The sequence below is a fragment of the Methanococcoides burtonii DSM 6242 genome (genome assembly GCF_000013725.1).
Taxonomy (GTDB): Archaea; Halobacteriota; Methanosarcinia; order Methanosarcinales; family Methanosarcinaceae; genus Methanococcoides; species Methanococcoides burtonii.
This window is the reverse complement of the sequence record NC_007955.1, coordinates 2,129,781-2,154,194: the sequence shown is the minus strand read 5'-3', so window position 1 is coordinate 2,154,194 and position 24,414 is coordinate 2,129,781. Positions and strand designations below refer to the sequence as shown.

At 40.0% G+C, this 24,414-nt stretch carries 20 protein-coding genes and 2 pseudogenes; 12 read left to right on the top strand and 10 right to left on the bottom strand.

From position 1 onward, the window contains the following. Nucleotides 1–32 precede the first annotated feature (32 nt). The gene (locus MBUR_RS10570) at nucleotides 33–1,073 is read left to right on the top strand and encodes an inorganic phosphate transporter (protein WP_011500061.1); all 1,041 of its coding nucleotides are present in this window, start codon (nucleotides 33–35) and stop codon (nucleotides 1,071–1,073) included. Beyond that, complete coding sequence (locus tag MBUR_RS10565; protein WP_011500060.1) at nucleotides 1,073–1,759, top strand: TIGR00153 family protein; 687 nt, start codon at nucleotides 1,073–1,075, stop codon at nucleotides 1,757–1,759. Before MBUR_RS10570 ends, MBUR_RS10565 begins: the two co-directional genes overlap by 1 nt. Here MBUR_RS10565 and MBUR_RS10560 read toward each other — a convergent pair whose 3' ends face one another. Beyond that, on the bottom strand, nucleotides 1,760–3,190 hold the full coding sequence (locus tag MBUR_RS10560) for a phytoene desaturase family protein (protein ID WP_011500059.1): 1,431 nt from the start codon (nucleotides 3,188–3,190) through the stop codon (nucleotides 1,760–1,762). Further along, nucleotides 3,191–3,907 carry a phosphoribosylaminoimidazolesuccinocarboxamide synthase gene (gene purC, locus MBUR_RS10555; RefSeq protein WP_011500058.1) on the bottom strand — a complete coding sequence of 239 codons (717 nt, stop codon included), beginning with the start codon at nucleotides 3,905–3,907 and terminating at the stop codon, nucleotides 3,191–3,193. It abuts the gene before it with no gap. Between the two features lie 173 nt (nucleotides 3,908–4,080). Between purC and nikR the strand changes: the two genes are divergently transcribed. Beyond that, nucleotides 4,081–4,503 (top strand): nickel-responsive transcriptional regulator NikR, encoded by a 423-nt coding sequence (gene nikR / locus MBUR_RS10550; protein WP_011500057.1) that lies wholly within the window; start codon nucleotides 4,081–4,083, stop codon nucleotides 4,501–4,503. Between the two features lie 676 nt (nucleotides 4,504–5,179). Here nikR and MBUR_RS13565 read toward each other — a convergent pair. The 3 genes and pseudogenes from MBUR_RS13565 to MBUR_RS14195 form a co-directional block, all read right to left on the bottom strand. Beyond that, a pseudogene (locus MBUR_RS13565) lies at nucleotides 5,180–5,574 on the bottom strand (transposase); the annotation flags it as partial. A 72-nt stretch (nucleotides 5,575–5,646) separates the two neighbouring features. After that, complete coding sequence (ltrA, locus tag MBUR_RS10545; RefSeq protein WP_048063657.1) at nucleotides 5,647–7,377, bottom strand: group II intron reverse transcriptase/maturase; 1,731 nt, start codon at nucleotides 7,375–7,377, stop codon at nucleotides 5,647–5,649. A gap of 1,359 nt (nucleotides 7,378–8,736) precedes the next feature. Further along, nucleotides 8,737–9,261: pseudogene (locus MBUR_RS14195) on the bottom strand (IS5/IS1182 family transposase); the annotation flags it as partial. 601 nt (nucleotides 9,262–9,862) lie between these two features. Between MBUR_RS14195 and MBUR_RS10535 the strand changes: the two are divergent. The 3 genes from MBUR_RS10535 (at nucleotide 9,863) to MBUR_RS10525 (ending at nucleotide 13,789) form a co-directional block, all read left to right on the top strand. Continuing rightward, a complete protein-coding gene (locus MBUR_RS10535) occupies nucleotides 9,863–10,762 on the top strand; it encodes an NAD-dependent epimerase/dehydratase family protein (protein ID WP_011500053.1) in 900 nt (299 codons plus the stop codon). Between the two features lie 507 nt (nucleotides 10,763–11,269). Then, nucleotides 11,270–13,486, top strand: a complete 2,217-nt coding sequence (locus tag MBUR_RS10530; RefSeq protein ID WP_011500052.1) for a CDC48 family AAA ATPase — start codon at nucleotides 11,270–11,272, stop codon at nucleotides 13,484–13,486. 33 nt (nucleotides 13,487–13,519) lie between these two features. Next, nucleotides 13,520–13,789 (top strand): PRC-barrel domain-containing protein, encoded by a 270-nt coding sequence (locus MBUR_RS10525; protein ID WP_048063655.1) that lies wholly within the window; start codon nucleotides 13,520–13,522, stop codon nucleotides 13,787–13,789. A gap of 14 nt (nucleotides 13,790–13,803) precedes the next feature. Here MBUR_RS10525 and MBUR_RS10520 read toward each other — a convergent pair whose 3' ends face one another. Together MBUR_RS10520 and radA are read right to left on the bottom strand one after the other, a co-directional pair. Then, nucleotides 13,804–14,484, bottom strand: a complete 681-nt coding sequence (locus MBUR_RS10520; RefSeq protein WP_011500050.1) for a phosphoglycolate phosphatase — start codon at nucleotides 14,482–14,484, stop codon at nucleotides 13,804–13,806. A 37-nt stretch (nucleotides 14,485–14,521) separates the two neighbouring features. Then, nucleotides 14,522–15,499: a DNA repair and recombination protein RadA gene (radA, locus tag MBUR_RS10515; RefSeq protein WP_011500049.1), complete on the bottom strand. Its 978-nt coding sequence runs from the start codon at nucleotides 15,497–15,499 to the stop codon at nucleotides 14,522–14,524. 569 nt (nucleotides 15,500–16,068) lie between these two features. Between radA and MBUR_RS10510 the strand changes: the two genes are divergently transcribed. Further along, entirely contained in the window at nucleotides 16,069–16,611 is a 543-nt protein-coding gene (locus tag MBUR_RS10510) for a metal-dependent hydrolase (RefSeq protein ID WP_011500048.1), read from the top strand. Between the two features lie 118 nt (nucleotides 16,612–16,729). Here the strand turns inward: MBUR_RS10510 and MBUR_RS13925 are convergent, their stop codons facing one another. Next, nucleotides 16,730–16,870 (bottom strand): hypothetical protein, encoded by a 141-nt coding sequence (locus tag MBUR_RS13925; protein WP_157196717.1) that lies wholly within the window; start codon nucleotides 16,868–16,870, stop codon nucleotides 16,730–16,732. A 62-nt stretch (nucleotides 16,871–16,932) separates the two neighbouring features. Between MBUR_RS13925 and MBUR_RS10505 the strand changes: the two genes are divergently transcribed. The 5 genes from MBUR_RS10505 to MBUR_RS10490 all read left to right on the top strand — a co-directional run bounded on the left by MBUR_RS10505 (nucleotide 16,933) and on the right by MBUR_RS10490 (nucleotide 21,569). Beyond that, a complete protein-coding gene (locus tag MBUR_RS10505) occupies nucleotides 16,933–17,397 on the top strand; it encodes a phosphopantetheine adenylyltransferase (protein ID WP_048063382.1) in 465 nt (154 codons plus the stop codon). A gap of 192 nt (nucleotides 17,398–17,589) precedes the next feature. Then, entirely contained in the window at nucleotides 17,590–17,736 is a 147-nt protein-coding gene (locus MBUR_RS14190; protein ID WP_198003741.1) for a hypothetical protein, read from the top strand. A gap of 98 nt (nucleotides 17,737–17,834) precedes the next feature. Next, complete coding sequence (locus MBUR_RS10500) at nucleotides 17,835–18,767, top strand: UDP-N-acetylglucosamine 3-dehydrogenase (protein ID WP_011500046.1); 933 nt, start codon at nucleotides 17,835–17,837, stop codon at nucleotides 18,765–18,767. Nucleotides 18,768–18,826: 59 nt separating this feature from the next. Then, nucleotides 18,827–20,245: a nucleotide sugar dehydrogenase gene (locus tag MBUR_RS10495; RefSeq protein ID WP_011500045.1), complete on the top strand. Its 1,419-nt coding sequence runs from the start codon at nucleotides 18,827–18,829 to the stop codon at nucleotides 20,243–20,245. A 79-nt stretch (nucleotides 20,246–20,324) separates the two neighbouring features. Continuing rightward, nucleotides 20,325–21,569, top strand: coding sequence for a flippase (locus MBUR_RS10490; RefSeq protein ID WP_157196716.1), 1,245 nt, complete (start codon nucleotides 20,325–20,327; stop codon nucleotides 21,567–21,569). 21 nt (nucleotides 21,570–21,590) lie between these two features. Here the strand turns inward: MBUR_RS10490 and MBUR_RS13120 are convergent, their stop codons facing one another. Together MBUR_RS13120 and MBUR_RS10480 are read right to left on the bottom strand one after the other, a co-directional pair. Then, complete coding sequence (locus MBUR_RS13120; protein WP_011500043.1) at nucleotides 21,591–22,673, bottom strand: glycosyltransferase family 4 protein; 1,083 nt, start codon at nucleotides 22,671–22,673, stop codon at nucleotides 21,591–21,593. Nucleotides 22,674–22,767: 94 nt separating this feature from the next. Further along, nucleotides 22,768–24,309 carry a hypothetical protein gene (locus MBUR_RS10480; protein WP_011500042.1) on the bottom strand — a complete coding sequence of 514 codons (1,542 nt, stop codon included), beginning with the start codon at nucleotides 24,307–24,309 and terminating at the stop codon, nucleotides 22,768–22,770. Between the last annotated feature and the right edge of the window lie 105 nt (nucleotides 24,310–24,414).

Below are 24,414 nucleotides of genomic sequence, written 5' to 3'. Positions count from 1 at the left end.
ATCAGCTTTAAGACTTGATAAAGGAAGGAAATATGATCGACCTATTAAATCCAGTTGTGGTTCTTTTGGTACTCGCAGGCCTCTACATGGCCTGGAATATCGGAGCGAACGATCTTGCTAATGCAATGGGAACTTCAGTAGGAAGTGGAGCTCTTTCACTGAAACAGGTAATACTTGTGGCAGGTGTCTTCGAATTCGTTGGTGCTGTCTTTTTTGGAAAGAAGGTCACATCGACCATTGCAAAAGGGATCGTACCTATTGACAGTATTAAGCTGTTAGATCCGAACCTTGTAGCAGTGGGAATGCTGGCAGCGATCCTTGCAGCCGGATTCTGGATCACTTTCGCTACATTTTATAACCTGCCGGTCTCCACCACACACTCAATTGTGGGATCAGTACTTGGTTTCGGACTTGTGTCCGCATATCAGGGAATTATCACATATAGCGATATCAACTGGATAGTACTCACAAAGATCGTGGGCAGCTGGGTGGTCTCACCCATATTGGGTGCCGTCCTCGCATACATTATATTCACGATCATACGGCTGACGTTATTACAGAAGACAGACAATCCATATAATATAGAAAAGAAATTTGTGATACTTCAGATAGGTACTGCATGTTTTATTGCATTCGCACATGGTTCTAACGATGTGGCAAACGCTGTCGGACCACTCTACGCAGGACTTAACGCCCTCGGATTCGCAGACCTGACAATACCCGCATGGGTCTTAATGGTCGGTGGTATCGGAATGGTAATCGGACTTGCTACATGGGGATACCGTGTTATAGAGACCATAGGTACAAAGATAACTGAACTGACACCTACAAGGGGATTCTCTGCGGAATTAGCTACAGCATCTGTTGTTGTCCTCCATAGTTACAGTTCACTACCGATCTCTACAACACATACACTGGTTGGTTCTGTGATAGGGGTCGGACTTGCAGGCGGTCTTGCTGCAGTTGATCTTAGTGTTATCGGAAAGATAGCCATGTCATGGATAATCACTGTGCCAATAGCAGCAGTAACATCAGCACTTATATTCCTGGGATTAAGAGGAGTTGGATTATAATGAAAAGGGAATACATTCGTTCGGTACTAAACGTATTTGCGAAATCACCTTTTAAGCCACTTTGCCTGCACGCATCAAAGGGCGTGGAGACGGTAAGAAAGCTCGATCAGGCAGTCAATGCATATTGCATCAATATGCCCCTTGTTGAAGAACTTAGCCATGAGATCGACAACATAGAACATGAAGCGGATATTATCAAACAGACGATAAGAGGGCAGCTTTCATCGTCGATAATGCTGCCTGTGAACGCAGAGGACCTACTGAACTTTTTAAAACCACAGGACTCAATTGCTGATGTGGCACAGGAAGCTGCATATATGCTTTCCCTGAGACAATGTGACATGCCTGAGGGGATAAAGGACCAGCTATGTCAACTAAGTACAGAGACATTGAAAACAGTGGAAATATATGAAAAACTGGTAGATTCGTTGAGTGAACTCCTTGAAACATCTTTTAGCAAACGAGATGTCGAAGAGACCTTGGCCCTTGTTCCACAGATAGAAGAGATGGAGCATATCACAGACCTTATAGAGAAAAAACTTGTCAAAGACATATATGCTCATGAAAAGGAACTTGGTGCTGTCGGAGTGTTCTATCTTATCGAACTTGTCAGAACTATTGCAGACATTGCAGATAAGACAGAACATGCAGCCGACAGGCTAAGAACAATGATAATCAGACGGTGATCAGTGAAGATTACCGTCCTCGTTCAACACTTTTAACATTTCAAGTATAGAATATGCAGCCCTGGTAACCCCCATGCTGCGTTTATCGGTATCCGTCCCTGCAACATAAAGACCCTTTACCGGAGTGCGGATATCGGCAAATTTACCGTTGAGCGTCACTGCAGCCTTTTCAGGAATAATGACCTGCTGATGTTTCATTTCTATGCGATCCTCGATGTTTGGAATTGCGCGGAAGATCGTTTCATAGGCGTTCTTTATATCCCTGGACTCATCATTGCCCTCATCCATGAAGAAAGCAAAACCTACTAGCTGCTTCCCTTTAGGTGCAAGGGAAGGGTCATAATTGCTTGTTGGCATCGCCCAGTAAGGGGTGCCCTTGAACCAGATCTCTGAGCCTACATATTTGAACTCGTCCATCATTCTGTCAAGGCCAAGCCATAATGTGAGACTTTTAGAGTGAACAATGCCATCAAGCTGCTCTTTATAAGATGCCGGAAGATCTTCGACCAGAAAAGGGAGAGATGTTGCAAATCCTGTGTATATAACAAGATCAGCACTGTAGGTATTGTCCGCTTCGACACCCCATGCTTTTCCTTTATCAGTGAATATCTTATGCACTTCACATCCGGTCTTTATCTCCACGGTCGAAGGAAGAGAATAAAGAATTGCATTGAGCAGGGATTTTAGACCTTTTCGCGGATATCCCTGTGAAAGACTGACCTTGTTGGAAGCAAGTCTTCCGAGGCAGGATAGGTTTATCCTTGAATGAAGTGAGAGATGGAGATTGGATGGAAGGACAGACTGAAGTATGGATTCGGTTCGGGGAGTGGATTCCTGTTTGATAATCTCTTCGAACTGTTCCTGGGTCACACTATCCCTTACAAAACTGCTTCCTGCCAGTACCCTCTGTGCAGATGTCTCTTTCATACAACGTCCGGAAAGGAAGTAGGATATAGCATTTGCGAAGTCGTAAGTGTCCTTTGAGAGATTTGCAGGAAGGGAATCATAGACCGATTGGTCTGAGAGATCGATGCCAAAGGAAGCCATTGTGAGAGACTTTGTGATGGCCTGAGTGATTGCAAGACGGTCAAGTTTGGGAAAAACGTCAAATGTGACGAATTCTTTGATCGTTGAGGGAACTTTTACGAAACGTTCCTCGGTCCTTATATAATACTGTCCGTAGTTCTCGAATACCGGCTGGTAATCAAAATAATTGTCCATAAGTCGTCTGAGCGGACCTTCCGCAAGATGGGTGATGGCATGCGGACCAGTATCCACCTGATAACCATCCACGGAGTAACTGTTACAATTTCCCCCCACAACATCCTGTTTTTCAAGCACCAGCACTTTTTTGCCGTGCTTTGATAATGTAAGTGCAGCCAGAAGACCGGTCACACCGGCTCCGACCACAATAACATCATATTTATCCATTTACTCCTCGAATATTTCAGGGACAAGTCTGCGTGCAACTTTTTCATATGCTTTTGAAAGGTCACCCTTATCGAACCTGAACAGGTCCTTGTCCATAGATTCTCCGGTCTCAACATCCCAGAACCTGCAGGTATCACAGGAGATCTCGTCAGCAAGGACGATCTCACCGTCCACTCTACCGAACTCAAGTTTGAAGTCAGGAAGCAGGAAACCATTGCTCTCAAGGTAGCTCTTGAGGATAGCATTGATCTTCAATGCCATACTACGAATGAAATCGATCTCTTCACGGGTAGCAATGCCCATTACAACTGCAATATCATCATTGATCATAGGATCCCCGAATTCATCGCTCTTGTAATCGAATACAAGAACAGGCTCTTTGAAGACCGTACCTTCTTCAACAGGATATTTGCGAGTGATAGAACCTGCTGCGATGTTCCTTGGAATTACTTCGATGAGAATTATATCAACTTTCTTTACGAGCATCTCGTTGCCAGATACCATGCCAAGATAGTGTGTTTTAATTCCTTCTTCTTCGAGCATTTCGAAGATCTTCTTTGAGATCTGAGCATTGTAGTAACCCTTGTTAGTTGCTTCACTTTTCTTCTTCCCATCAAACGCGGTGAGGCTGTCCCTGAACTCTGAGATAAGCTCATTCGGGTTTTCAGTCTTATAGATGGTCTTTGCTTTGCCTGAGTAAAGTTCTTCCGTTTTCATGAATTTGGTCCCCAAATATGGATGGTCTATATTTGTAATTATGGATACTATATGCCACACTTAAATATAAATATATACTCTAGTGCGTTTTTCGAGATGAAATAACAACCAAAATAATAAAAATAGTACAAAATGTTATTACCTTTTATGTCCATTTCAGTACAGGTGAAATAATGGAACAGGAACTAATGAGAATAGGCGTCTCACTTCCAGATAATCTTTTGAATAAATTTGATTCTATCATAGAGGGCAGAGGATATTCCTCACGTTCAGAAGGCATCCGGGATTCGATACGCACCTACATCAATCAGTATGAATGGATGAGCGACATAAGGGGAAGGCGCGTAGGAACTATTACTATTATCTACGACCATACAAAAAGAGGGCTATCAAATGCTGTTGCGGATATCCAGCATGATTATTCGGACCTTATCAAGTCCTCAGTACATATCCATCTTGACCATGATAACTGCCTTGAGGTCATTATCTTTGACGGGGAAGGAGAACTCATTAAGGAGATGGACGAGAGATTAATGGCACTTAAGGGTGTTAAATACGTGAAATTGAACACTGCACCACCGGCAGAAAAGATCTGAAGATACTGCCACATTTCTTTTTTGAGATGATCTTGGTCAGAATAAGTATTCTAATCGCTATTGGTGCTTAATTATTTAAGAAAAGTAGAGGGGATGATGGGGGCACAATGTGCCCCCTGGTCCGGTGCATATGAATGACGCAAACCAAATCGTTTTTCTTGTACAATAACACCACAGGGTCAATTCAATCGTGCCTATTGTACACTAATTTACGCTACTTCCTAATTGTATATTAACTTATTGAATGATTTTGAAGAGTGATTATAATCATCATTATGATTTACCAGATGTTCAAACGTGAAAATTAAAGAGAACAGAAGTGAATACAACGAATGATAAACAATGGCAATGAAACTACACAAAATCCAAGCTAGCAACATTTATGCCCACGTTTGACAGTTCTATTTATTAGCTTTTTAGAATTTGACAGTTGATACTAAGTTAAAAAGTTATATTAATTAATGTAGTTCTCATTAACATCGTGTGGGTAATTTTAACGTCCTGCAAGCAAATGTTCACGATTCTAGATCATCTCCCTGCACAATCCTTTAATTGTGATGTGGTGTTTTTGCTCATTCGATTGTGATTTGCATTAGTTCTTTGAATTCCATAACGATTGAAAGGTAGATATAAATAAATTTAGTTACCCACTCGATGTTGAAGAGATCCATTAATGTTATGTAAAAACTGGCTCTGTAGAAATCCTCATCCAAACTAAAAACACAGTCTTGACAAATCTGTCAAGATTGTGCAATATTACTTTGAACTTCACTTCTTTTACTTGATTTCTATACTTTCTCGCACGCAAGTTTTCTCCATACTTTCTTTTCAAAACCGAGAACATCGTTTCACTCAAATTCCGCATAGAGTATATCTTGCTATCGAATTCCCGTGACATTTTCTTACGATATCTTTCTTTGATTCGCTTTCATTCACGTTGTCTCAATGGAACAATTGCTATTGATCCAAGTTTTTCCCTCGTCAATTCGTGTATTTTTCAGAATCATAGGCTTTATCCATTATATAATATCTTGATCTCCTATTGTGATGACATTGCGATAGCAATGTCTGTCGGCTAAGTCAGAGAGATTACTCCCTCTTTCTCGCCTAAGAACCGTGCGTGAGACTTTCACCTCACACAGCTCAAGCATCTCTTAACCCTTGTCGGGCAACAGTTATTTTTGGATTATTTGCATGATATTGTCTATGACAATATACATGTGCATAAACTAAGTTTGTTATTCCATTATCGTCATGATTTCCATTTTTATGATGTAAAGGGCGTTCCTCTCCACCGTTGTTAATGTCAATCAATAGATTACAAAACGGACATTTGCCTTTTTGATTCTTCCATACGGTTTTAAACTTTCCTAATAACTTTTTAGAACCTTGATTGAGCTTGCGTTCAACAAAGTATTCGGTGTCAGTGTAAGGGTTCTTATCCAGTTTTATTTGTGGGTTTCGAACTATCATTTTATCTGACATTAATTTAAGTTGGTTTTTCATTGTTGAAAATACCCATTTCCTCGTTCCTTTGGGATGCCAGTATTTGTGTGCAATCCAAGTTCTTGATTTCATGGGGTGTCTTCTCTTAGCCCATTTCCAAAGTATATTCCATATCTTAAAATCAATTAAGGAGAATGTTTCTTTGGAAGCCACTCCTTGATGATAATTTGACCATCCAGTTATGATAGGGTTAAGTTTAGAGATTAAATCTTCTTGTGTCCAAGTTTTTCCATCTTTGATAGTATTACTGATTTTTTCAGTTACTTTCTTGATAGATTTCTTAGACGGTTTTATGAGAAGTTTTCCTTTGTATTTTCTGACATTCCAACCTAAAAAGTCAAAACCATCATCGATGTGAGTAATAAGGGTTTTTTCATCAGATAGTTCTAAACCTCTATCCGTTAGGAAATTCTTAATCAATTCTTTTGCTTCTTCTGCTATTTCTTTAGTCTTTGCAGTAACAATAAAATCATCTGCGTATCGCACAAAATTAACTTTGTGTTTTGCACGTTGACGAGTTGTTATTTTACCGCTTACACCTCGATGATATTTGTCAGCCAATACACCTTCAATTCCATCTAAGGTCATGTTGGCTAATATTGGTGATATAATACCGCCTTGTGGTGTTCCTGCTTTCGTTGGAAATAGAGAATTTTCATAAACAAATCCTGCTTTGAGGAATTGTTTAAGAATTGATTTATCCATTGGGATATTGTCAATTAACCATTGGTGACTGATGTTGTCGAAACAACCTTTAATATCGCCTTCCAGTATACATTGTGCAGAATCCTTTTTGCTTATTGTTCCAAAAATTTGACTGCAAGCATCATGTGTACTTCTGAATTTTCTGAATCCAAAAGAACGTTTATCTGCTGTTACTTCTGCAATGGGGTCAAGTGCTAATGCATATAATGCTTGCATAGCTCTATCGTACATGGTCGGGATACCTAAAGGTCGCTTCTTATCAGAACCATATTTCTCAATAAAGATTCTTTTTAATGGTTTTGCCTTATATCTTTTATCAGATAGACTTCGAGCCGCATTCACTTTGGAAACTGGTGTTGACCAGAATTCTCCATCGATTCCTGCTGTTCTTCTACCCTTATTTCGAATAACCTTTCTGACAGCTAACAGTTTAGCATAGTGAGAATGGGTTAGCAAATAACTTAGTTTTTTTACTAAATTCCAATTTTTGTTAATAACTGCTTTCGTAATTCTGACTTGTATTCTATTAACATGTGATTCAACGGAACTCCAATTGATGAAATTCCAGTTGAGCATATCTGTAAGCTTCTCACCATTTAATTCAGCATGACCACTAAGGGCTTCTGCTTCATTATTTGGTGTATTTGAAATTCTTACATTCATAGTTATACCTTCATTCATACGTTTTGATACCATAGAGTAAGTCTGCATCCTTTCGGATTAGGGCAAATTCTGAACCCCTATATAATTCATTACAAATTATCATTCGCTTTCTACTCCTTTCCTTTACCCTCTATGTCATTGTCCTTCCTTACGGAATTCCTACCCCGAAGGGAACATATAGGGCTTACCAAGTTCTATAACATGAATAATTGCGAATACCTTAGAAGCCATCTATAAACCGAGAATCATATGTCCATTTCCTATAATGTATGCAAAACCATTATAGTCTGATTCTATACCTTTTTAGTTCAAGCGTATCAATCTAGTTTCGCTTGTTGCAATTCACGATTCTTACAATGGTTCACTTTTACGTTCTTCTTAGTATTGTCGGCTAAGTCAGAGGGATTACTCCCTCTTTCTCGCCTAAGAACTGTACGTGAAAGTTTTCTTTCATACAGCTCAAGCATCTCATAACCTTTTCAGGCAACAGTTATTGTTTTTGGAATTAATTGCAAATTCCAATTTTCTTCAATAACTGCCTTCGTAATCCTGACTTGTAGCCTATTAACATGTGTTACATGTCTGTAAGTTTCTCATCGTTAAGTTCAGCATGTCCACTAAACAGTGTTTTTGCTTCATCTTTTGATGTATTTGAATAGCTTACATTCATAGGTCATACCTTCCTTCTTACGTTTTGATACCATAGAGTAAGTCTGCATCCTTTCGGATTAGGGCAAATTTTGAACCCTTATACACACCATTACAGTTTGTCATTCGCTTTCTACTCCTTTCCTCTACCCTCTATGTCATCGTCATTCTTTGCAGGATTCCTACCCCGAAGGGAACATATAGGGCTTACCAAGTTCTATAACATGAATAATTGCGAAGACCTTAGAAGCCATCTATAAACCGAGAATCATGTGTCCATTTCCCATAATGTGATAAGAGCCATAATGGTCGGATTCTGTACCTTTTGGTTCAAGCGTAATCAATCTAATTTCGCTTGTTCTGCTTTACGATTCTTACAATGGTTCAACTTTCGTTTCTTCTTAGTGTTCTTATCCTAGTGGATGTTTCGAATTAGACTTTCGAGATTCTCCACATTGTCCTATGAGCTTCATACCCCAACGTTACCATTGGCGCGTGTCATAGTAGGATTAACCCAAATGGAAGGGATAGCGTTGCCGCAATTCATGTTATAACTTCTTGTCGCACCTTATCCTAGCAGATGATTCAGATTAGACTTCCGAATTTCTCCACATTGTCCTATGAGCTTTACACCCCAACGTTACCATTGACGCATATCATAGTAGGATTATCCCAAATGGAAGGGATAGCGTTGCCGCAATTCATGTTTTAGCTTCTTGTCGCACTTGCATGTTTTGCATCATGAACTGGTTTTCCAGAAATCTTGTAACCAGTGATTACAAATTTACTAACATCAACCGAAATGCTGGTCTTTACATAACTTCGCCTCCACTTTTTAATTCGCCAGGAATAATAATTGCTACAATAACCACTTGTGAACCCAGTGGAATCAATTGCAGTAATATCAATTGAGTCTCTATTTTTATAAAATAGGTCAAGTGTTCTTTTAAAGATCGAATCCAAAACAACAGAATATGTACGAGTTACAAATTTTTGAAGTGTAGTATAATGCGGTACCTTGTTTAGTTCAATCTTTGATTGGACAGAATCCATAAGTTCTACGAAATCAACAAAATCCCTATAATCTTCACCTAAATATTCCTTAAACAAAATCAGTGTCAATAGCTGATTTTGTGTGTAAGTTCGTTTTGAATATCTACAGCTATAAAGTGGAAAGCGTGAATATCTTGTTATTTGTAATGCTATATCGATAAATTTTAAGTACTTGTTAGACAAGCTATTAAATCGTAGATCTAATGGGAGTTCCAGATTTATAATTTGGAACAAACACATTCATTCTCTTGTGTTTTAGTTGGAGAACAATCACAGGGGACTTCTTATTATAAAAATGAGTGGCTTAGTTGGAGTTAGAAAAGAGGATTTCTACAGAGCCTAAAAACTATAATTTGTGATATATTCTTATTTTAGTTACAGATTGGGCAAATATTGATGGAAAATAAGCAAAACACCACATAAATTAACATTAATTTTTATAAACTGTCAAATTCGGGTTTTTGAATTAAATAATTCGAAAAAAGAACATTATCAAGAGGGGATGTAAGTGAGCTTCACCACAAAGCCCACTTTGGTTTCCGACAATATCGGCCACCACCAAAGATCGTACCACCACAACCTTTGTTCGTTTTTCTATTGTTATACCACGCCACGCATAATATTGAGAGGAAAGAACTGTAATTATCCTCAAATTATACTATTAGCACAATACTATATTAACTTTCTGAATGAATTGTAGAAGTGATGATACTCATCATAATGCGATATTACATATTATACAAAAATCATAAAGACCATATAAAAGAAATACCATATCAGAGTTATGAAACGAATTCTTATTACCGGAGGAGCAGGACAGGTAGGAAGTTATCTTGTGGATCGATTTCATGAAGAGAACGAAGTTACCATTCTCGACAATTATTCATCCCCAACAAGAAAGGACGTGCCTGAGGGAGTGTCTGTGATCAAGGCCGACATAAGAGATGATATTTCAGAACATATGAGCAATACAGATGTAATAATCCATACTGCTGCCCAGATAAGCGTTGTAAGGTCAATGAACGAACCTTTTTTTGATGCACAGAACAATATAATGGGGACATTGAACCTGCTTGAAGAAGCACGTCATGCGAACATTGAAAGGTTCGTGTATTTCAGTTCGGCTGCTACATACGGGAACCCGCTGAAAGTACCGATAGGTGAAACCCACCCACAGGAGCCATTATCACCATATGGGGCAAGTAAGCTTGCAGGAGAAAAATATTGCATCATGTATAACAAAGCATACGGATTGCCAACTACATGTATAAGACCTTTTAATATATACAGCCCCAGACAGGATCCATCAAATCCATATTCCGGAGTGATCTCGAAGTTCATTGACAAGGTATCAGGAGGAGCATCCCCGACTATATTTGGAGATGGAGAGCAGACCAGGGACTTCATATATGTACGGGATATCGTTGACCTTGTGGACCTGATGATATCCAAAAGAACAGCCATTGGAGAATCATTCAATGCAGCTACTGGCAGATCGACCACCATCAATGAGCTTGCAGAGATAATTATAGATCTATTCGGAAAAGAACTAAAGGCAGATTATAAGGACCCGCTAGAAGGAGATATTAAACACAGTGTAGCCGATATATCAAAGGCTGAAAAGTTAGGATTTGTCCCGAAAGTGGATCTAAGAAAGGGGCTTGAGACCTTTTTGGAGAAATGAACTGGAATGAGACCGTAAATGTCCATATTTTGAATTGGGTCCCGGTAAGAAAGGGGATAGAACACCGGAATTGATCGATATCGAACGGACAGTTCCGCTAATACTAGTTCATGGAAAACTTACAGCTCTGAACTTGAGATATCACCGAGATCCATAACAGGAACAAAGATGATAAAGCACTTTGGTCTTACAATCCATCTCTTTTTTTGGCAATATATTTGACCGTCATACTACGAAATATACCTAAAAATACTGAGACCAGGGATCTTCGATCGTTGAACAAAACCCGCACATCCTTTTGAAACCGGGACGATGTGTTTAATCATTCAGAAAAGCATTTACAAGTGGCATGATAATATGCATCAGAACAAATTGACCTAAACTGCATTTTTCACATGCGATCATAATTATATTAACTTCATCAAAATTATAAAAACGCGACATAGAACCACATATTATTTATGTCTTGTAACAGATAAAATAATAAAACAATTAAGGATGAGACCAATGGAAGAACTACAGATCAAAGTAGAAAAAGCACATCCAATCGATTTTGGACGGGGTATCATACGTCTTGATCCGAGCACTTTGCTCAGTTTACAACTATCGCCAGGGGACATAGTGGAGATAGTTGGTAAAAAGAAGACTGCAGCAAAGGTCTGGCGTGCAGACCGCCAGGATTGGGGACAGGGGATAGGTCGCATCGATGGGTTCACCCGTCAAAATGCAGGAGTAGGAATTGGAGAAAGGATCCATATCCAGAGAGCCGAGGTACTTGTGGCAGAGAAGGTCGTACTGGCACCCCCTGAAGGCGTGATGATGGAATTTGGGGGCAACATAAACGCTATCATTAAGCATAATATATTGAAACGTCCTTTCGTCGTAGGGGATGTAATCCCAATAACAAGTTCAATGACCCAAACAGCACCGGGGAATCAAGCCATACCTCTTGTTGCCATTGAAAGTGAGCCTGAAGAAGGCATTTTAATAGTCAGTGAAAATACAGAGATAGAACTGCGCCAGAAACCGGTGGAAGGTTATGAGGATACTGCCACAGGCATTACATATGAGGACATTGGAGGTCTTGGGGATGAGATCCAGAGGGTTCGCGAGATGATAGAACTGCCTCTGAAGCATCATGAGATATTCCAGAGGCTTAATGTAGAACCACCTAAGGGAGTCATCCTTTATGGTCCGCCAGGCACGGGAAAGACTTTGATCGCAAAGGCCGTTGCCAATGAATCGAGGGCAAATTTCCTCTATGTTGCAGGCCCAGAGATAATGGGAAGGTTCTATGGGGAAAGTGAGGAACGCCTGAGAAAGATATTCGAGGAAGCAGCAGAGAATGCACCTTCCATTATATTCATAGATGAGATCGATTCCATTGCACCAAAACGTGAGAATGTTACAGGTGAGGTCGAACGCAGGGTAGTTGCCCAGCTTTTGACACTTATGGACGGTATGGAAGAGAGAGGCCAGATAGTCGTTATCGCAGCTACCAACCGCCTGGATTCCATAGACCCTGCTCTTCGCAGACCAGGAAGATTCGACCGCGAGATAGAGATAGGAGTGCCAGATAGCGATGACAGGCTGGAAGTGCTCCAGATACATAGCCGTGGCATGCCGCTTGCAGAAGATGTCGATCTAGAACATCTCGCCACCTACACCCAGGGTTTTGTGGGTGCTGACCTGCTTTCACTTGTGCAGGAGGCTTCAATGCGAGCACTGCGAAGGATCCTCCCGGAGATAAATCTTGATGAGGAAGAGATATCACAGGAAGTGCTTGAAAAACTGGTTGTCACAGCAGAGGATTTTGAGGATGCACTTAAGGAAGTGGAACCCTCCGCTATGAGAGAGGTCCTTGTGGAAATACCATCCATTACCTGGGAAGATGTGGGAGGTCTTAGTGATGCAAAACAGGAGATCATTGAAGCTGTCGAGTGGCCACTGAAACATCCGGACAGGATCATTGAGATGGGGATCAAAGCGCCCAAGGGGATCTTACTTTATGGACCACCTGGAACAGGAAAGACCCTGATAGCACAAGCTGTGGCAAATGAAGCAAATGCTAATTTTATTAGTATAAAGGGACCTCAAATGCTTTCAAAGTTCGTGGGAGAGTCCGAGAAGGCTGTGCGTGATACGTTCAAGAAAGCCAGACAGGTATCCCCATGTATCATTTTCTTCGATGAGATCGATTCCATTGCTACGACAAGGATAGCAGATAGTGAGACAGGAAGAAGCTCACAGCAGGTCGTTAATCAATTACTTACAGAACTTGACGGACTGGAACCCCTAAAGGAAGTAGTTGTTATTGCTGCCACCAACAGGCCGGACATGATCGATCCTGCCCTGATGCGTTCAGGAAGGTTCGACAGACTTGTACTGGTAGGCAATTCAACGATCCAGGGCAGAGAAAGTATATTCAATATCCATACACGCGAAATGCCACTGGATAGTGAGGTCAGTATCCAGTCACTTGCTGCCATGACAGAAGGATACGTGGGAGCTGATATTGAAGCAGTATGCAGAGAAGCTGCAATGCTTGCACTACGAGAGGATTTTGATGCGGAAAGCGTCAAAGAACGGCATTTCCTGGCTGCGATAGAGAAGGTCAAGCCTACTATAACAGAAGATATGGCCGAATTCTATAGCAAGATACAGGACAAACTCAAGGGTGGAACTCATAAACAAGAAACAAGTTCTTATATGGGATACATGTAAATGTTCTAATAGATATTCAGAGGGAGATTAATGATGGCAAAAGTGTTTGCAAAGAACCTGTCCAATAAACAGGTCATGGCCACGGATGGAACCGAGCTGGGCGTACTGAACAATATAGTAATGGAAAATAAGACCGGCGAACTGGAAGACCTTATCATTAAGCCGGACATCGGTCTGGACACTTCCAAATATCAAAAGGACGGACAGTATATTATAGTTTCTTTTGATGCGGTCAGTGCTATCAAGGATTACATAGTTGTTGATAAGATCATGGCAAAAAGCCTGGCACACAACAGCCTATAATTCTTTTTTTAGTTTTAAAGCAGGCCATTGGATAGAGCATACTCAATGGCCTCAAGAGCACCTTTGCCGAATGAGGCTTTGGTAATGTGTCTTGCAGCTTTTATTGCATCAGAATCCGCATTGGCTACTGCAATCCCAAACCCTGCAACCTGCATCATTTCAGCATCGTTGCATGAGTCACCGATGGCAAGATAATCTGTGGGTTCAAGTCCCATAAGTTCTGCCACTTTCAAAAGCCCTGTACCTTTGTTCATGGCAGTGCTTTTGATGTGGATGGCATAACCTGTGTCGATGATCTCAATATCAATACCGTTTTCTGAGAGGGTACTGCGGAGATCTTCGACTGCGACATCCCTGTTAAGTACGACCTCTGTCTTGCGATATGCGTCATCGAGCTTTACCAGATCATGATATTGAGAAAGCAGTTCATAGGCCTTTTCACATTCTTCTTTGCCATCGGCTATGATGGAAGGACTGTCAAAACCGGTGGAGATCACGCCACCATTTTCTGCGATCACGATCCCGCTGATGCCTATTAGCTTTGCAGCGGCGTGGACATAGCATAAGGGATTGCCTGTGGACAGGATCACCGGTACGTTCAATTCGCGAAACCTTTTCGCGACATCGAGGTCCAGTGACCTGTCAGGATTGGTTATAGTTCCGTCAATATCAATGACAATAGCTTTGAGGACCATGCCATCAGATATGACGAAGAACCATATAATTGTTTACTCAGGCATCCCCAATACCATCTGTTGTGACTGAGATAAGGGCTTCACCATCCGGCAGGTTCGGAGAGTCCACGAGCTTGACTATCCTTTTCTCTCCTTTGGATTTCCTTATGTAGAGCCTGAAGGTGGCAGTGTGGCCGAGAATGTGACCGCCTATTGGTTTTGTGGGGTCGCCGAAGAAAGCGTCAGGTTTTGACATGACCTGATTGGTGACAACCACACATGCATTGGAAAGATCCCCAAAACGCAGGATCTCATGAAGATGCTTGTTGAGCTTCTGCTGCCTGTCGGCAAGCGTACCCCTGCCGATATACTCGGCCCTGAAATGGGCAGTGAGGGAGTCAACGATAAGAAGTTTTACCGGCATCTCAGTATTTTTGAGCTCATTGGCAAGCTCATTGGCAGAGTCCACAAGAAGGATCTGATGATTGGAATTGAAGGCACGTGCCACATGGATGTTCTTGAGGAACTCCTCAGGATCGTACTCGATGCCGTGCTTATCAGAGATACCTTTTACCATCTGTGCGATCCTTTCAGGCCTAAAGGTGTTCTCGGTATCTATCATGATCACAGAGCCACCAAGACCGCCCTGCTCGGGAGGTAATTGTACGTTCACAGCAAGCTGGTGGGCGATCTGCGTCTTTCCAGACCCGAACTCACCGTACATTTCCGTGATGGACTGGGTCTCTATACCGCCACCCATCATCTCATCGAATTCCGTGCACCCGGTGGACAGTTTGCCCACAAGTTTCCGCCTTTCAAGAACAAGGTCACCTGTCTCGAATCCGCCTATGTCCGCTGACTGCCTGGCGGCGTTGATTATCTTTGCAGCTGTGGATTCCCCGATCTCCGCACTGTTGGCAAGTTCTGCCGGGGAGGCTACAGCAATGGCTTCAATGGTAGTGAATCCGGCATCCTTGAGTTTCTGTGCTGTTGCCGGTCCTACGTGATCAAGATCTTCCAATAATACTTCTGTCATTTTGAATTACTCCTATAGGTGCACCAGTTTCTTTTGTTTATATGTGCACATTTATTCTTCATTTATCCCTCAGGACTATATATACGTGAGGTAAGCAAGGTGAAAGTATTCGAGCTGAAAATCCATTATAAAAACCAGATATTTAGTGAGCATGAAGCTGTTTTTTGCTAAAATAGAAGGAACTTGAAAAAGGGGTATATTGACCAATAAGGAATGTGAACAAACGGCCCACTATCCTTTTCAGACCAGATGATCATATATCAGTATGAACTGAAATATAGAGACCATTGATCTTACCCTTCAGATCAGCTCGAACGGATCATCAGCTTGATATGCGATCAAATATCAACATTTTCCGGAAATGAAACATCTTTAACTGTTCATTGATAATGTGTATCATTTGAACTTAAGGAAGGTACCGTTGAACTACCCATATACCCTGTGCCCATCATTATATGCTAATTGTGTCCACAATTTTTAAACTGTTGCGCAATATTACATAAATCGCGTCCACAATTTCAAAAAATGGTGCCATTTCCCTTAAGGCGCTGGCAAGACCATTGCCAATTATGTTTATCATTGGGCATTTGGGACTTACACTCGCGATCTTTTTAGTCATATCACTTCTAGTTCCATCCATACGGAACATGATCGATTACCGATTCGTTGCAGTTGGGGCACTTTTACCAGACCTGATCGACAAACCCATCGGCAGACTGTTCTTTGAAGAAATATTTGCTAATGGAAGGATCTTTGCCCACACATTCTTGTTCGTATTGGTTCTCTTTGCCATGGGAGCTATTATCCACAAGTATCACAAAGAGAATGGCACAGGAATGATCATCCTGTCAATTGCCAGCTTCATGCACCTTTTGCAAGACCGTATGTGGACAGTTCCACAGACTTTCTTGTGGCCAATTATGGGATGGGAATTCCCGCATGGGACCACCTATGGAGGATTCTCACATTATCTTTCGGTAGTTACCGCGAACAGTTTTGCACCGGAGGTATCGAACACGTACATGTTCGAACTTGCAGGACTCAGCGTGTTCATTATAGTTGTATATTGGCAATTGTTCAGGATCATAGTACCACATACGACCAATCAGTGAGAATAACAAAATAATCCAGATGATCATTACAGATACCACCTCATTTGTACATCCGCATATAATAGTGCAGGTTCGACAGACGTTCACATTGCGCAGGAACTGTTTTGTATCCCAGGGATCAGAGGCATGCAGAAGCATGCATCTGCACACAGCCGGAGAACATCAGGGATGCAACGACCCACCCATTCAAAACACGCATTTCCCCCGACAGATTCTCAGGATCAGTGCGAAGAATAACACCAATCCTAACAACGATCATAACAACGACCTTAACACCCACCCATCATAACACTTATGTCATACGAACCCCTTTTGCAGTCGATGGGACGAACAGCGGTAGGAGGAACTTTTGAATTCCTTCACGATGGCCATATGGCACTGATCAGAAAAGCGTTCGAGCTGGCAAAAGGAGATGTTGTGGATATAGGCCTGACATCCGAAGAGATGGCAGGAAGGAAGAACAGAATTATCCCGGATATTGCAACCCGCAAGAAAAGCCTGACCGCTTTCATAAAAGAACTCGGGTTCCCAGAAGAAAAATACAACATCCAGACCCTGAAAGATCCCTACGGATCGACCCTGGAAGAAGATTACGAATACCTCGTAGTGTCCCCCGAAACCTTACCAGTAGCCCGGAAGATCAATGAGATCAGAAAGACCAACGGTAAAAGAGAGATAAAGATAGTGAGCATAAATTATGTGATGGCGGAAGATGACCTGCCTATATCATCCACGCGGATAGAACAGGGCGAGATAGATGTGCATGGCCATTTGAAACATAACTGAGATACCTTCTGATTACCTGTTGCACATGATATGAAAGTGTTCAACCGAACTAATAAGATAGTGAATGTCCTGTTTTTTCCTGTAGACCTTCAAAAAAATACAACCACATGCCTTAAATATATTTAGACCATAAAAAACGTCCTGGGTGTAAAGGTGGTAATCTTAAAAATAGCACCCCTGGTGGTAAGTACTATGATAAGCGTAGAGAAGACATGTCCTGTATGTGGCAATAAGTTTGTGGTGAATAAGAGCGTAGCTGATAGAGATCTGTGCTGCACTCTCGGGTGTTGTATAAAGAATACAAGCAGTGGCTTGCAGGGGAATTTGGCGCAGGTTTGAGAAGATCTGTCAATACTGAAAAACGTATGAATATTTTTAGAACATAGTATATTAGTTGTACTTTTATTAGATCTATCTGTTTTTAAGGAGTTTTTATCATGTTACGTGTCGGAGTTATCGGAACCGGAGCTATGGGTGTTAACCATATACGAATTTATCATGAGATGGAAGACGTGGAACTTGTCGGGATCTCAGATATCGATGAGAAAAGGGTAAAGGAACTTTCCGATAAATATGAGACAGAACATTTTACCGATTACATGAGGTTGCTCGGGAAAGACCTTGATGCCGTGAGCATCGTTGTTCCTACAAAGCTCCATAAACAAGTGTGTCTTGATGCTCTTGAAGCAGGTACTAATGTGCTTGTGGAAAAACCAATCGCAGACACGCCGGAAAATGCAGACATCATGATAAAGGCTGCGAAGGCTGCGAACAAGGCCCTGATGATCGGGCACATCGAAAGGTTCAATCCGGCAGTTATCAAACTTAAAGAGATCATAGATGAGGGACTGCTTGGGAAGATAGTATCAATTTCGACCCGAAGGGTCGGCCCATACAATCCAAGGATCAGGGATGTTGGAGTTATTCTGGATATCGGAGTACATGATATCGATATTATCTCATACCTTTACGGCCTTGAAGTGAACAAGGTCCATGCTATTGCAGGTGCGGATATCCATCCGTTCGAGGACCATGCTTCGATACATCTAAGATTCGACCATGACCTTACAGGACTTGTGGATACCAACTGGCTAACTCCCCACAAGATACGCAACCTTACAGCAGTGGGACTTGAGGGTGTGGCATATCTGGACTATATCAACCAGACGTTGGAGCTTCATGACGAGAACTGGATAAGAGAAGCAAAGGTTGATAAGGCAGAACCGCTCAGGAACGAGCTGGAATATTTCATCAAATGTATTAGCACAGGTGAGAAGATACATTCCAATGGAGAGAACGGAAAGCACGCGCTGGAAGTTTGCATGGCTGCCATTGAATCATACAAGCAGGAAAAGACGATCCAATTGTGATCGCATATTTTTGATATTTCATATTTATACAAATTATACAGATAACACAGGTTGATATTATGAGTGATAAGTTACAGAAGATCATAGAGGAAAGAGGACCTATAAAAAAGATAGGCGTGCTTGGCATGGGATACGTAGGCATCCCTGCAGCAGCTCTTTTTGCAGATGTTGATAAGTTCGAGAAGGTCCTGGGCTTCCAGAGAAACTCCGCATCATCCGGCTACAAGATAGACATGATCAACGCTGGCGAAAGCCCACTTAAAGGCGAAGAACCCGGCCTTGAAGACCTCCTGAGAAAGGTCACCGGCTCAAACAAGTTCGAGTGTACCCCGGATTTCTCAAGAATTGCAGAGATGGATGCAGTAACCCTCGCCATCCAGACCCCATTCGAAAATCCAACCGACCTTATCCCGGATTTCGGAGCACTCATAGAAGGCATACGCAATGTAGGCAGATACCTCACCCCCGGAACTCTGGTGGTACTGGAATCCACAATAACCCCCGGAACCACTAACGGAATGGCCAAAGAGATCCTCGAAGAGGAATCCGGCCTCATAGCCGGAGAGGACTTCGCCCTTGCCCACGCCCCTGAGCGCGTAATGGTAGGCCGCCTCCTAAGAAACATCCAGGAACACGACAGAATTGTCGGTGGTATCGACAACACAAGCACAGAACGAGCCATCGAACTATACTCCCCTGTCCTGACCAAAGGCAAGATCATCCCGATGACCTCCACAGCCGCCGAGGTCACCAAGACAGCAGAGAACACCTTCCGTGATCTCCAGATCGCAGCAGCCAACCAGCTCGCCCTCTATTGCGAGTCCATGGGAATAAACTTCTACGATGTCCGCGCAGGAATAGATAGCCTGAAAGGCGAAGGCATCACCCGAGCCATCCTCTACCCCGGAGCCGGAGTAGGCGGTCACTGCCTTACCAAAGACACCTACCACCTGGAACGCGGAATAGAGATCGCCGGAAAGACCCCATTAGACTACCCCGAGAACGCCGACTCCATCTACGTCCTCGCAAGAAAAGTGAACGACTTCATGCCCAACCACATGTTCAAACTCACCGAAGATGCCCTTGCAAGTGTCGGAAAATCTGTAAAAGGCTCAAAGATCGCTATGCTAGGCTGGGCCTTCATCAACGACTCCGATGATGCAAGGAACCCCCCATCCGAACCACTCTACGACCTTTTGATCGAAGCCGGTGCTGAAGTAAGGATCCATGACCCACACGTTTTGGACTATCCAAACGTGACCATCGAGAAAGATCTGAATGCTGTAGTTGATGGTGCTGACGTTATAGCTATTCTAACCGGCCATTCCGACTACTTCAAGTTGAACCCTGCTGACATTAAGACCACAATGGGCAAAGATAAACCCGTGATCATCGATGGTAGAAACGTTGTAGATCCTACAAAGTTTATTGACAGTGGATTCGTTTATCGTGGTATTGGAAGAGGAGATGTTAACTGAACATTCTCTTATTGATAAATAGCTAAGTTTACTAAATATAAAGGCCAACTCCATGTTCAACTTTAAAGTAAGTAAGACAATGAAAGACGTACAATGGTCTTTCATTAGCCTTGCTACTGCTTCTTTATCTCATTTACTGCTTAGAATCGTTCTGGGTAAAGAGTTAGGACCATCAGGACTTGGCCTTTACACCCTTGTTTTTACAATTTATATGTTCGGGATGCAGTTCGCTGCATTTGGAATTGGTGCTGCTTTGACGAAGTATATTGCACAGTATAGCGATGATGAAGGAAAGATAAAAGAGTTTGTTTCATCGGGTGTGATTGGTTCACTAATTAGTGGATCAGCAATGGGAATTCTCCTGTACTTGTTATCTCCATTAATAGCGATCAATTTCTTTGATATGCCTGCAATGGAAGAATTACTGAAGATAACAGCAATATGCTTCCCATTTATTGCCATTCAGAAAGTTGTAATAGGAACACTTAATGGCCAAAGAAGAATGCAGGCATTTGCCTTGGTTAACATTACACAAAATGTATCAGTAGCAATTCTATCCATTGCACTTGTTCTATTCTTTAAAATGGACGTGACAGGAGCAATTATAGGTTATGTAGCTCCTACAATTCTCATCGGAATCTTGTCTATATACCTTGCAAAGCATGACATACAACCTTCTTTGTTTATTAGTAAAACAGTACTCAAAGAAATTTCATGGTTTGGTTTTTATGTTGTGCTTGCCAACTCGATCGGACTCATCAACATGCAAATAGACAGCCTTATGGTTGGTCATTTCATGGATGAAACTGAAGTTGGATATTATGCTGTCGCAATCATTTTCATGCAAGGAGTTATTTTGTTACCACAAGTTGTACAGCGAGTTACAACTCCAGTAATGGCAAAATATTATGGAAAAAATGATTTTGAAAGCATAAGAAAGCTTATCAAAAGTACCATGGTAAAAACTTTTGGAGGCATACTATTTATTTCAGTAATTATAGCTGTCTTTGGTAATTATTTAATAATAACAATTTTTACAGAAGAATTTTTACCTGCTTATAGACCAATGCTAATATTATTAGTTGGTTACTCTATTTGTGCACCAATTGGATCAGTAGGAAACACATTATCAAGTGTTGGAAAAGTGAATATTGTGTTTAAAATGACAGCCCTATGCGCATTAATGAACACAATGTTGAATTTGATATTGATTCCTAATTATGGAATAATTGGAGCAGCTAGTGCTACATCAATATCACAGATAATTACGTTGTTGATACATCTTTTGTTTATAAAAAAATATGTGTTCAATCATAAATTATAATAAGTGAAACTGAAATCAAATTCATTCCGATTTATGACTATCACAATAGATATCATAGAAAACATTCGCAGCATTTTTCCAAGTAAATTTGTTTGATACAGTTTGTTTTGCATTGTAACCCATTTTAGTAGCCACATCAGAATTTAAAATTAGGTATTCTATTCCCTCATATATTTGATTTTCACAAGGTTCAACTAAAATTCCATTAATCCCATTATCTATAGCTTCAGGAATTCCACCAATATTAGTAGCCATGATTGGTTTACCCATAGCCATTGCTTCTAAAAGAGCTAAAGGAACACCGTCTGCAAGAGATATGTGAGTGTAAATATTACAAATTGCTAAAGGTACAAATGGATCAGACAGATGTCCTGTAAATATCACATTTTCAGATAATCCCACTTCTTCAACAAATAATTTTACTTCGTTTGAAAATGCTCCATCACCAGTCAGAACCAAAATTGTTTGAGGATATTTGTTCAATAAATGTTTAAGTGCCTTAATTAAAATAGTAGATCCTTTTGCTTTCAACTTATTAGACATAAATCCTTGTGCTAATAAAACATAATTACTGGATTTGAGATTATATTTCTCACTAAACTCAGCTATTTGCTTTTGAGATACTTCTGTTGAATTCACACCTGCATAAGTAATAGCATATTCATTAAAAATAAGACCAAATCGTTCATTCTCTTTTTTCAGACTTTTAGAAACAAACGTTATACAATCACAACCATTTAACAACGTTTGAAAAAATATCCTACCAACCAACTTCAATTTACCAAATGGTTGAGAATGAAAGGTATGAACTAATTTTGTGCCATATAGTTTTTTATAAGCGTATCCCGGTAGCAAACAATACCATGTCCCTTGTGAATGAATTATATCAGGATTTAGCTGTTTCAGATTCAAAAACGTTTTGAAAACAAAAACGATTTTATTGCCTTCAATGTGGTAATTTTCATAATCTTTTCCGCTTTTGAAAATTACACTTACATCTAAATAATCCCTATTGTTAAATTCATCTACTAAACTGGTGAGATATGTTTTCACCCCACCACCCGAGCTATTTATCCAATAATTTGTAATTATTGCAATTTTCATAGAGATCACATTATAAGAGTAAAGCGTATATACAGATTTATGAGTGAATTTCAACATCCATAGCAAAAATAAATAGAATCCTTAATAACAATTTTTAAAAGTAAACACATACCCCCCCATCATCATAAATATTATTTACTAAAATATTATTTTCAATTTCATTTTTGTAATTATGCCATGATTTAATAATAATCCAATTTTGAAGACTCATTCTATTAAAGTTATAATTTATAAAATAATACTTGTTTAGATCACTTTTATTCGTTAAATTAATTAGACTTGTGGCGTCTTCAACTAATAAAATTTTAAATTGTTGCGATAACTCCTGAATGCTGATATTATGAGAGTTTTTTGATGATTCGTATATATTTAGAAGGATGAAATTTTTAGTCATTTCATCAGAAACAGCTAAATGACCACTACTATGTTCAAAATACCAATCACTAGGCGCATCAAAATAATCAAATTTGGAAATATCTTTGTTTGTAAGATTGTTACTAAATAAAGTATAAGAATAGAAGGGGGTTAAAACTAATAAAAGTAGAATTACAAAAATTGACCATTTTTGATAGCTTTTGCAATATCTCAAAATCCACAGTGAACATACAATTCCTGGTAAATAGAATATACTAACAACAATTCCACCAAGATATAATCTTATAAAAGAATAAACAACACTCATAAAAACCAAAGATAATACAAATAAATCAATTTCATTAAACTTTTTTTTGTTTACTATTTTTTTAAATGAAAAATAAAAAAACATAGCAATCGAAATCATCAAGACAGAATATTTAATTCCACTAATTATAGTAATTAGATTCGGAAACTCAAGTAGCATTGTAGTGATAGGTTCGCCTCCAACTCCAGTTGAAAAATAAGCTTTTAAAAACTTATCAATGCCGGTAATTTCAACTGATTTGATAATGGTTAAAGTTGGAATAAAAGTTTTATATACAAAATTGGATAAGCCAAATTGAACAACAATCAAAACTAAGAGCAAATTCAACATAGTATTATTAAAACAATTATTTCTGAATTGATCAAATGTAAATATCACGAATCTTTTCAAACAATTAAACAAAATGAATATGAATAATAAAAGGATGACTAACATTGCATATAAGTTATAAGAGATGAAAACTAAAGCTGAACCTGAAACAATAAAGAGTAATAGATGTTCTGATTTTTTAAAATTAGTGGTTTTTAAAATATTAAGTAAGAGATAAAGAGATAAGTAAAATAAAACATAACCAAGCCCATGGGGCCAAAAAAAGATTTTAGTAGTTCCAAGTGAACCAGAAATCATTTCAATAAAAACGATGACACTTGCAATTATATAAGAGTCTAATATTTTTGTGATAAATATCAAAAATACGAGAGAAAACGCAAAAAATTGGAGAGGATAATACAATAAATCTACTCCAGATAAATTAGCTATATTTTGAATAACTGAACCAAACGCATAAAAAGCTGGGCTTTGCGAATATTCTGGTAATTGACCTTTATGAGTAATTTCAGAAATCGACGCCATATGTTTTGGTGCAAAATCGTCAATAGAACCATTAAAAATAATAGTTGAACAAATAAACGTAAACAAAATAATAATCCCAACAACTTTAGCTGATTGTTTCATGTAACAGAACCCCCAAATACCAACATACTTGAATCTATTTTTGAATTATTAACTAAAATATTCGCCCAAGAAAACTGTTCAGCATATTCTTTAATTTTATAATAG

What these genes read in the sequence shown, in the direction of transcription:
- MBUR_RS10490 (WP_157196716.1), top strand. Translation starts at nt 20,325, where the DNA reads ATGAAAGACGTACAATGGTCTTTCATTAGCCTTGCTACTGCTTCTTTA.
- MBUR_RS10505 (WP_048063382.1), top strand. Translation starts at nt 16,933, where the DNA reads ATGGGACGAACAGCGGTAGGAGGAACTTTTGAATTCCTTCACGATGGC.
- radA (WP_011500049.1), bottom strand. Translation starts at nt 15,499, where the DNA reads ATGACAGAAGTATTATTGGAAGATCTTGATCACGTAGGACCGGCAACA.
- MBUR_RS13925 (WP_157196717.1), bottom strand. Translation starts at nt 16,870, where the DNA reads ATGATCGTTGTTAGGATTGGTGTTATTCTTCGCACTGATCCTGAGAAT.
- MBUR_RS10570 (WP_011500061.1), top strand. Translation starts at nt 33, where the DNA reads ATGATCGACCTATTAAATCCAGTTGTGGTTCTTTTGGTACTCGCAGGC.
- MBUR_RS10535 (WP_011500053.1), top strand. Translation starts at nt 9,863, where the DNA reads ATGAAACGAATTCTTATTACCGGAGGAGCAGGACAGGTAGGAAGTTAT.
- MBUR_RS10520 (WP_011500050.1), bottom strand. Translation starts at nt 14,484, where the DNA reads ATGGTCCTCAAAGCTATTGTCATTGATATTGACGGAACTATAACCAAT.
- MBUR_RS13120 (WP_011500043.1), bottom strand. Translation starts at nt 22,673, where the DNA reads ATGAAAATTGCAATAATTACAAATTATTGGATAAATAGCTCGGGTGGT.
- MBUR_RS10565 (WP_011500060.1), top strand. Translation starts at nt 1,073, where the DNA reads ATGAAAAGGGAATACATTCGTTCGGTACTAAACGTATTTGCGAAATCA.
- MBUR_RS14190 (WP_198003741.1), top strand. Translation starts at nt 17,590, where the DNA reads ATGATAAGCGTAGAGAAGACATGTCCTGTATGTGGCAATAAGTTTGTG.
- MBUR_RS10495 (WP_011500045.1), top strand. Translation starts at nt 18,827, where the DNA reads ATGAGTGATAAGTTACAGAAGATCATAGAGGAAAGAGGACCTATAAAA.
- purC (WP_011500058.1), bottom strand. Translation starts at nt 3,907, where the DNA reads ATGAAAACGGAAGAACTTTACTCAGGCAAAGCAAAGACCATCTATAAG.
- MBUR_RS10500 (WP_011500046.1), top strand. Translation starts at nt 17,835, where the DNA reads ATGTTACGTGTCGGAGTTATCGGAACCGGAGCTATGGGTGTTAACCAT.
- MBUR_RS10530 (WP_011500052.1), top strand. Translation starts at nt 11,270, where the DNA reads ATGGAAGAACTACAGATCAAAGTAGAAAAAGCACATCCAATCGATTTT.
- ltrA (WP_048063657.1), bottom strand. Translation starts at nt 7,377, where the DNA reads ATGAATGTAAGAATTTCAAATACACCAAATAATGAAGCAGAAGCCCTT.
- MBUR_RS10525 (WP_048063655.1), top strand. Translation starts at nt 13,520, where the DNA reads ATGGCAAAAGTGTTTGCAAAGAACCTGTCCAATAAACAGGTCATGGCC.
- MBUR_RS10510 (WP_011500048.1), top strand. Translation starts at nt 16,069, where the DNA reads ATGTTTATCATTGGGCATTTGGGACTTACACTCGCGATCTTTTTAGTC.
- nikR (WP_011500057.1), top strand. Translation starts at nt 4,081, where the DNA reads ATGGAACAGGAACTAATGAGAATAGGCGTCTCACTTCCAGATAATCTT.
- MBUR_RS10480 (WP_011500042.1), bottom strand. Translation starts at nt 24,309, where the DNA reads ATGAAACAATCAGCTAAAGTTGTTGGGATTATTATTTTGTTTACGTTT.
- MBUR_RS10560 (WP_011500059.1), bottom strand. Translation starts at nt 3,190, where the DNA reads ATGGATAAATATGATGTTATTGTGGTCGGAGCCGGTGTGACCGGTCTT.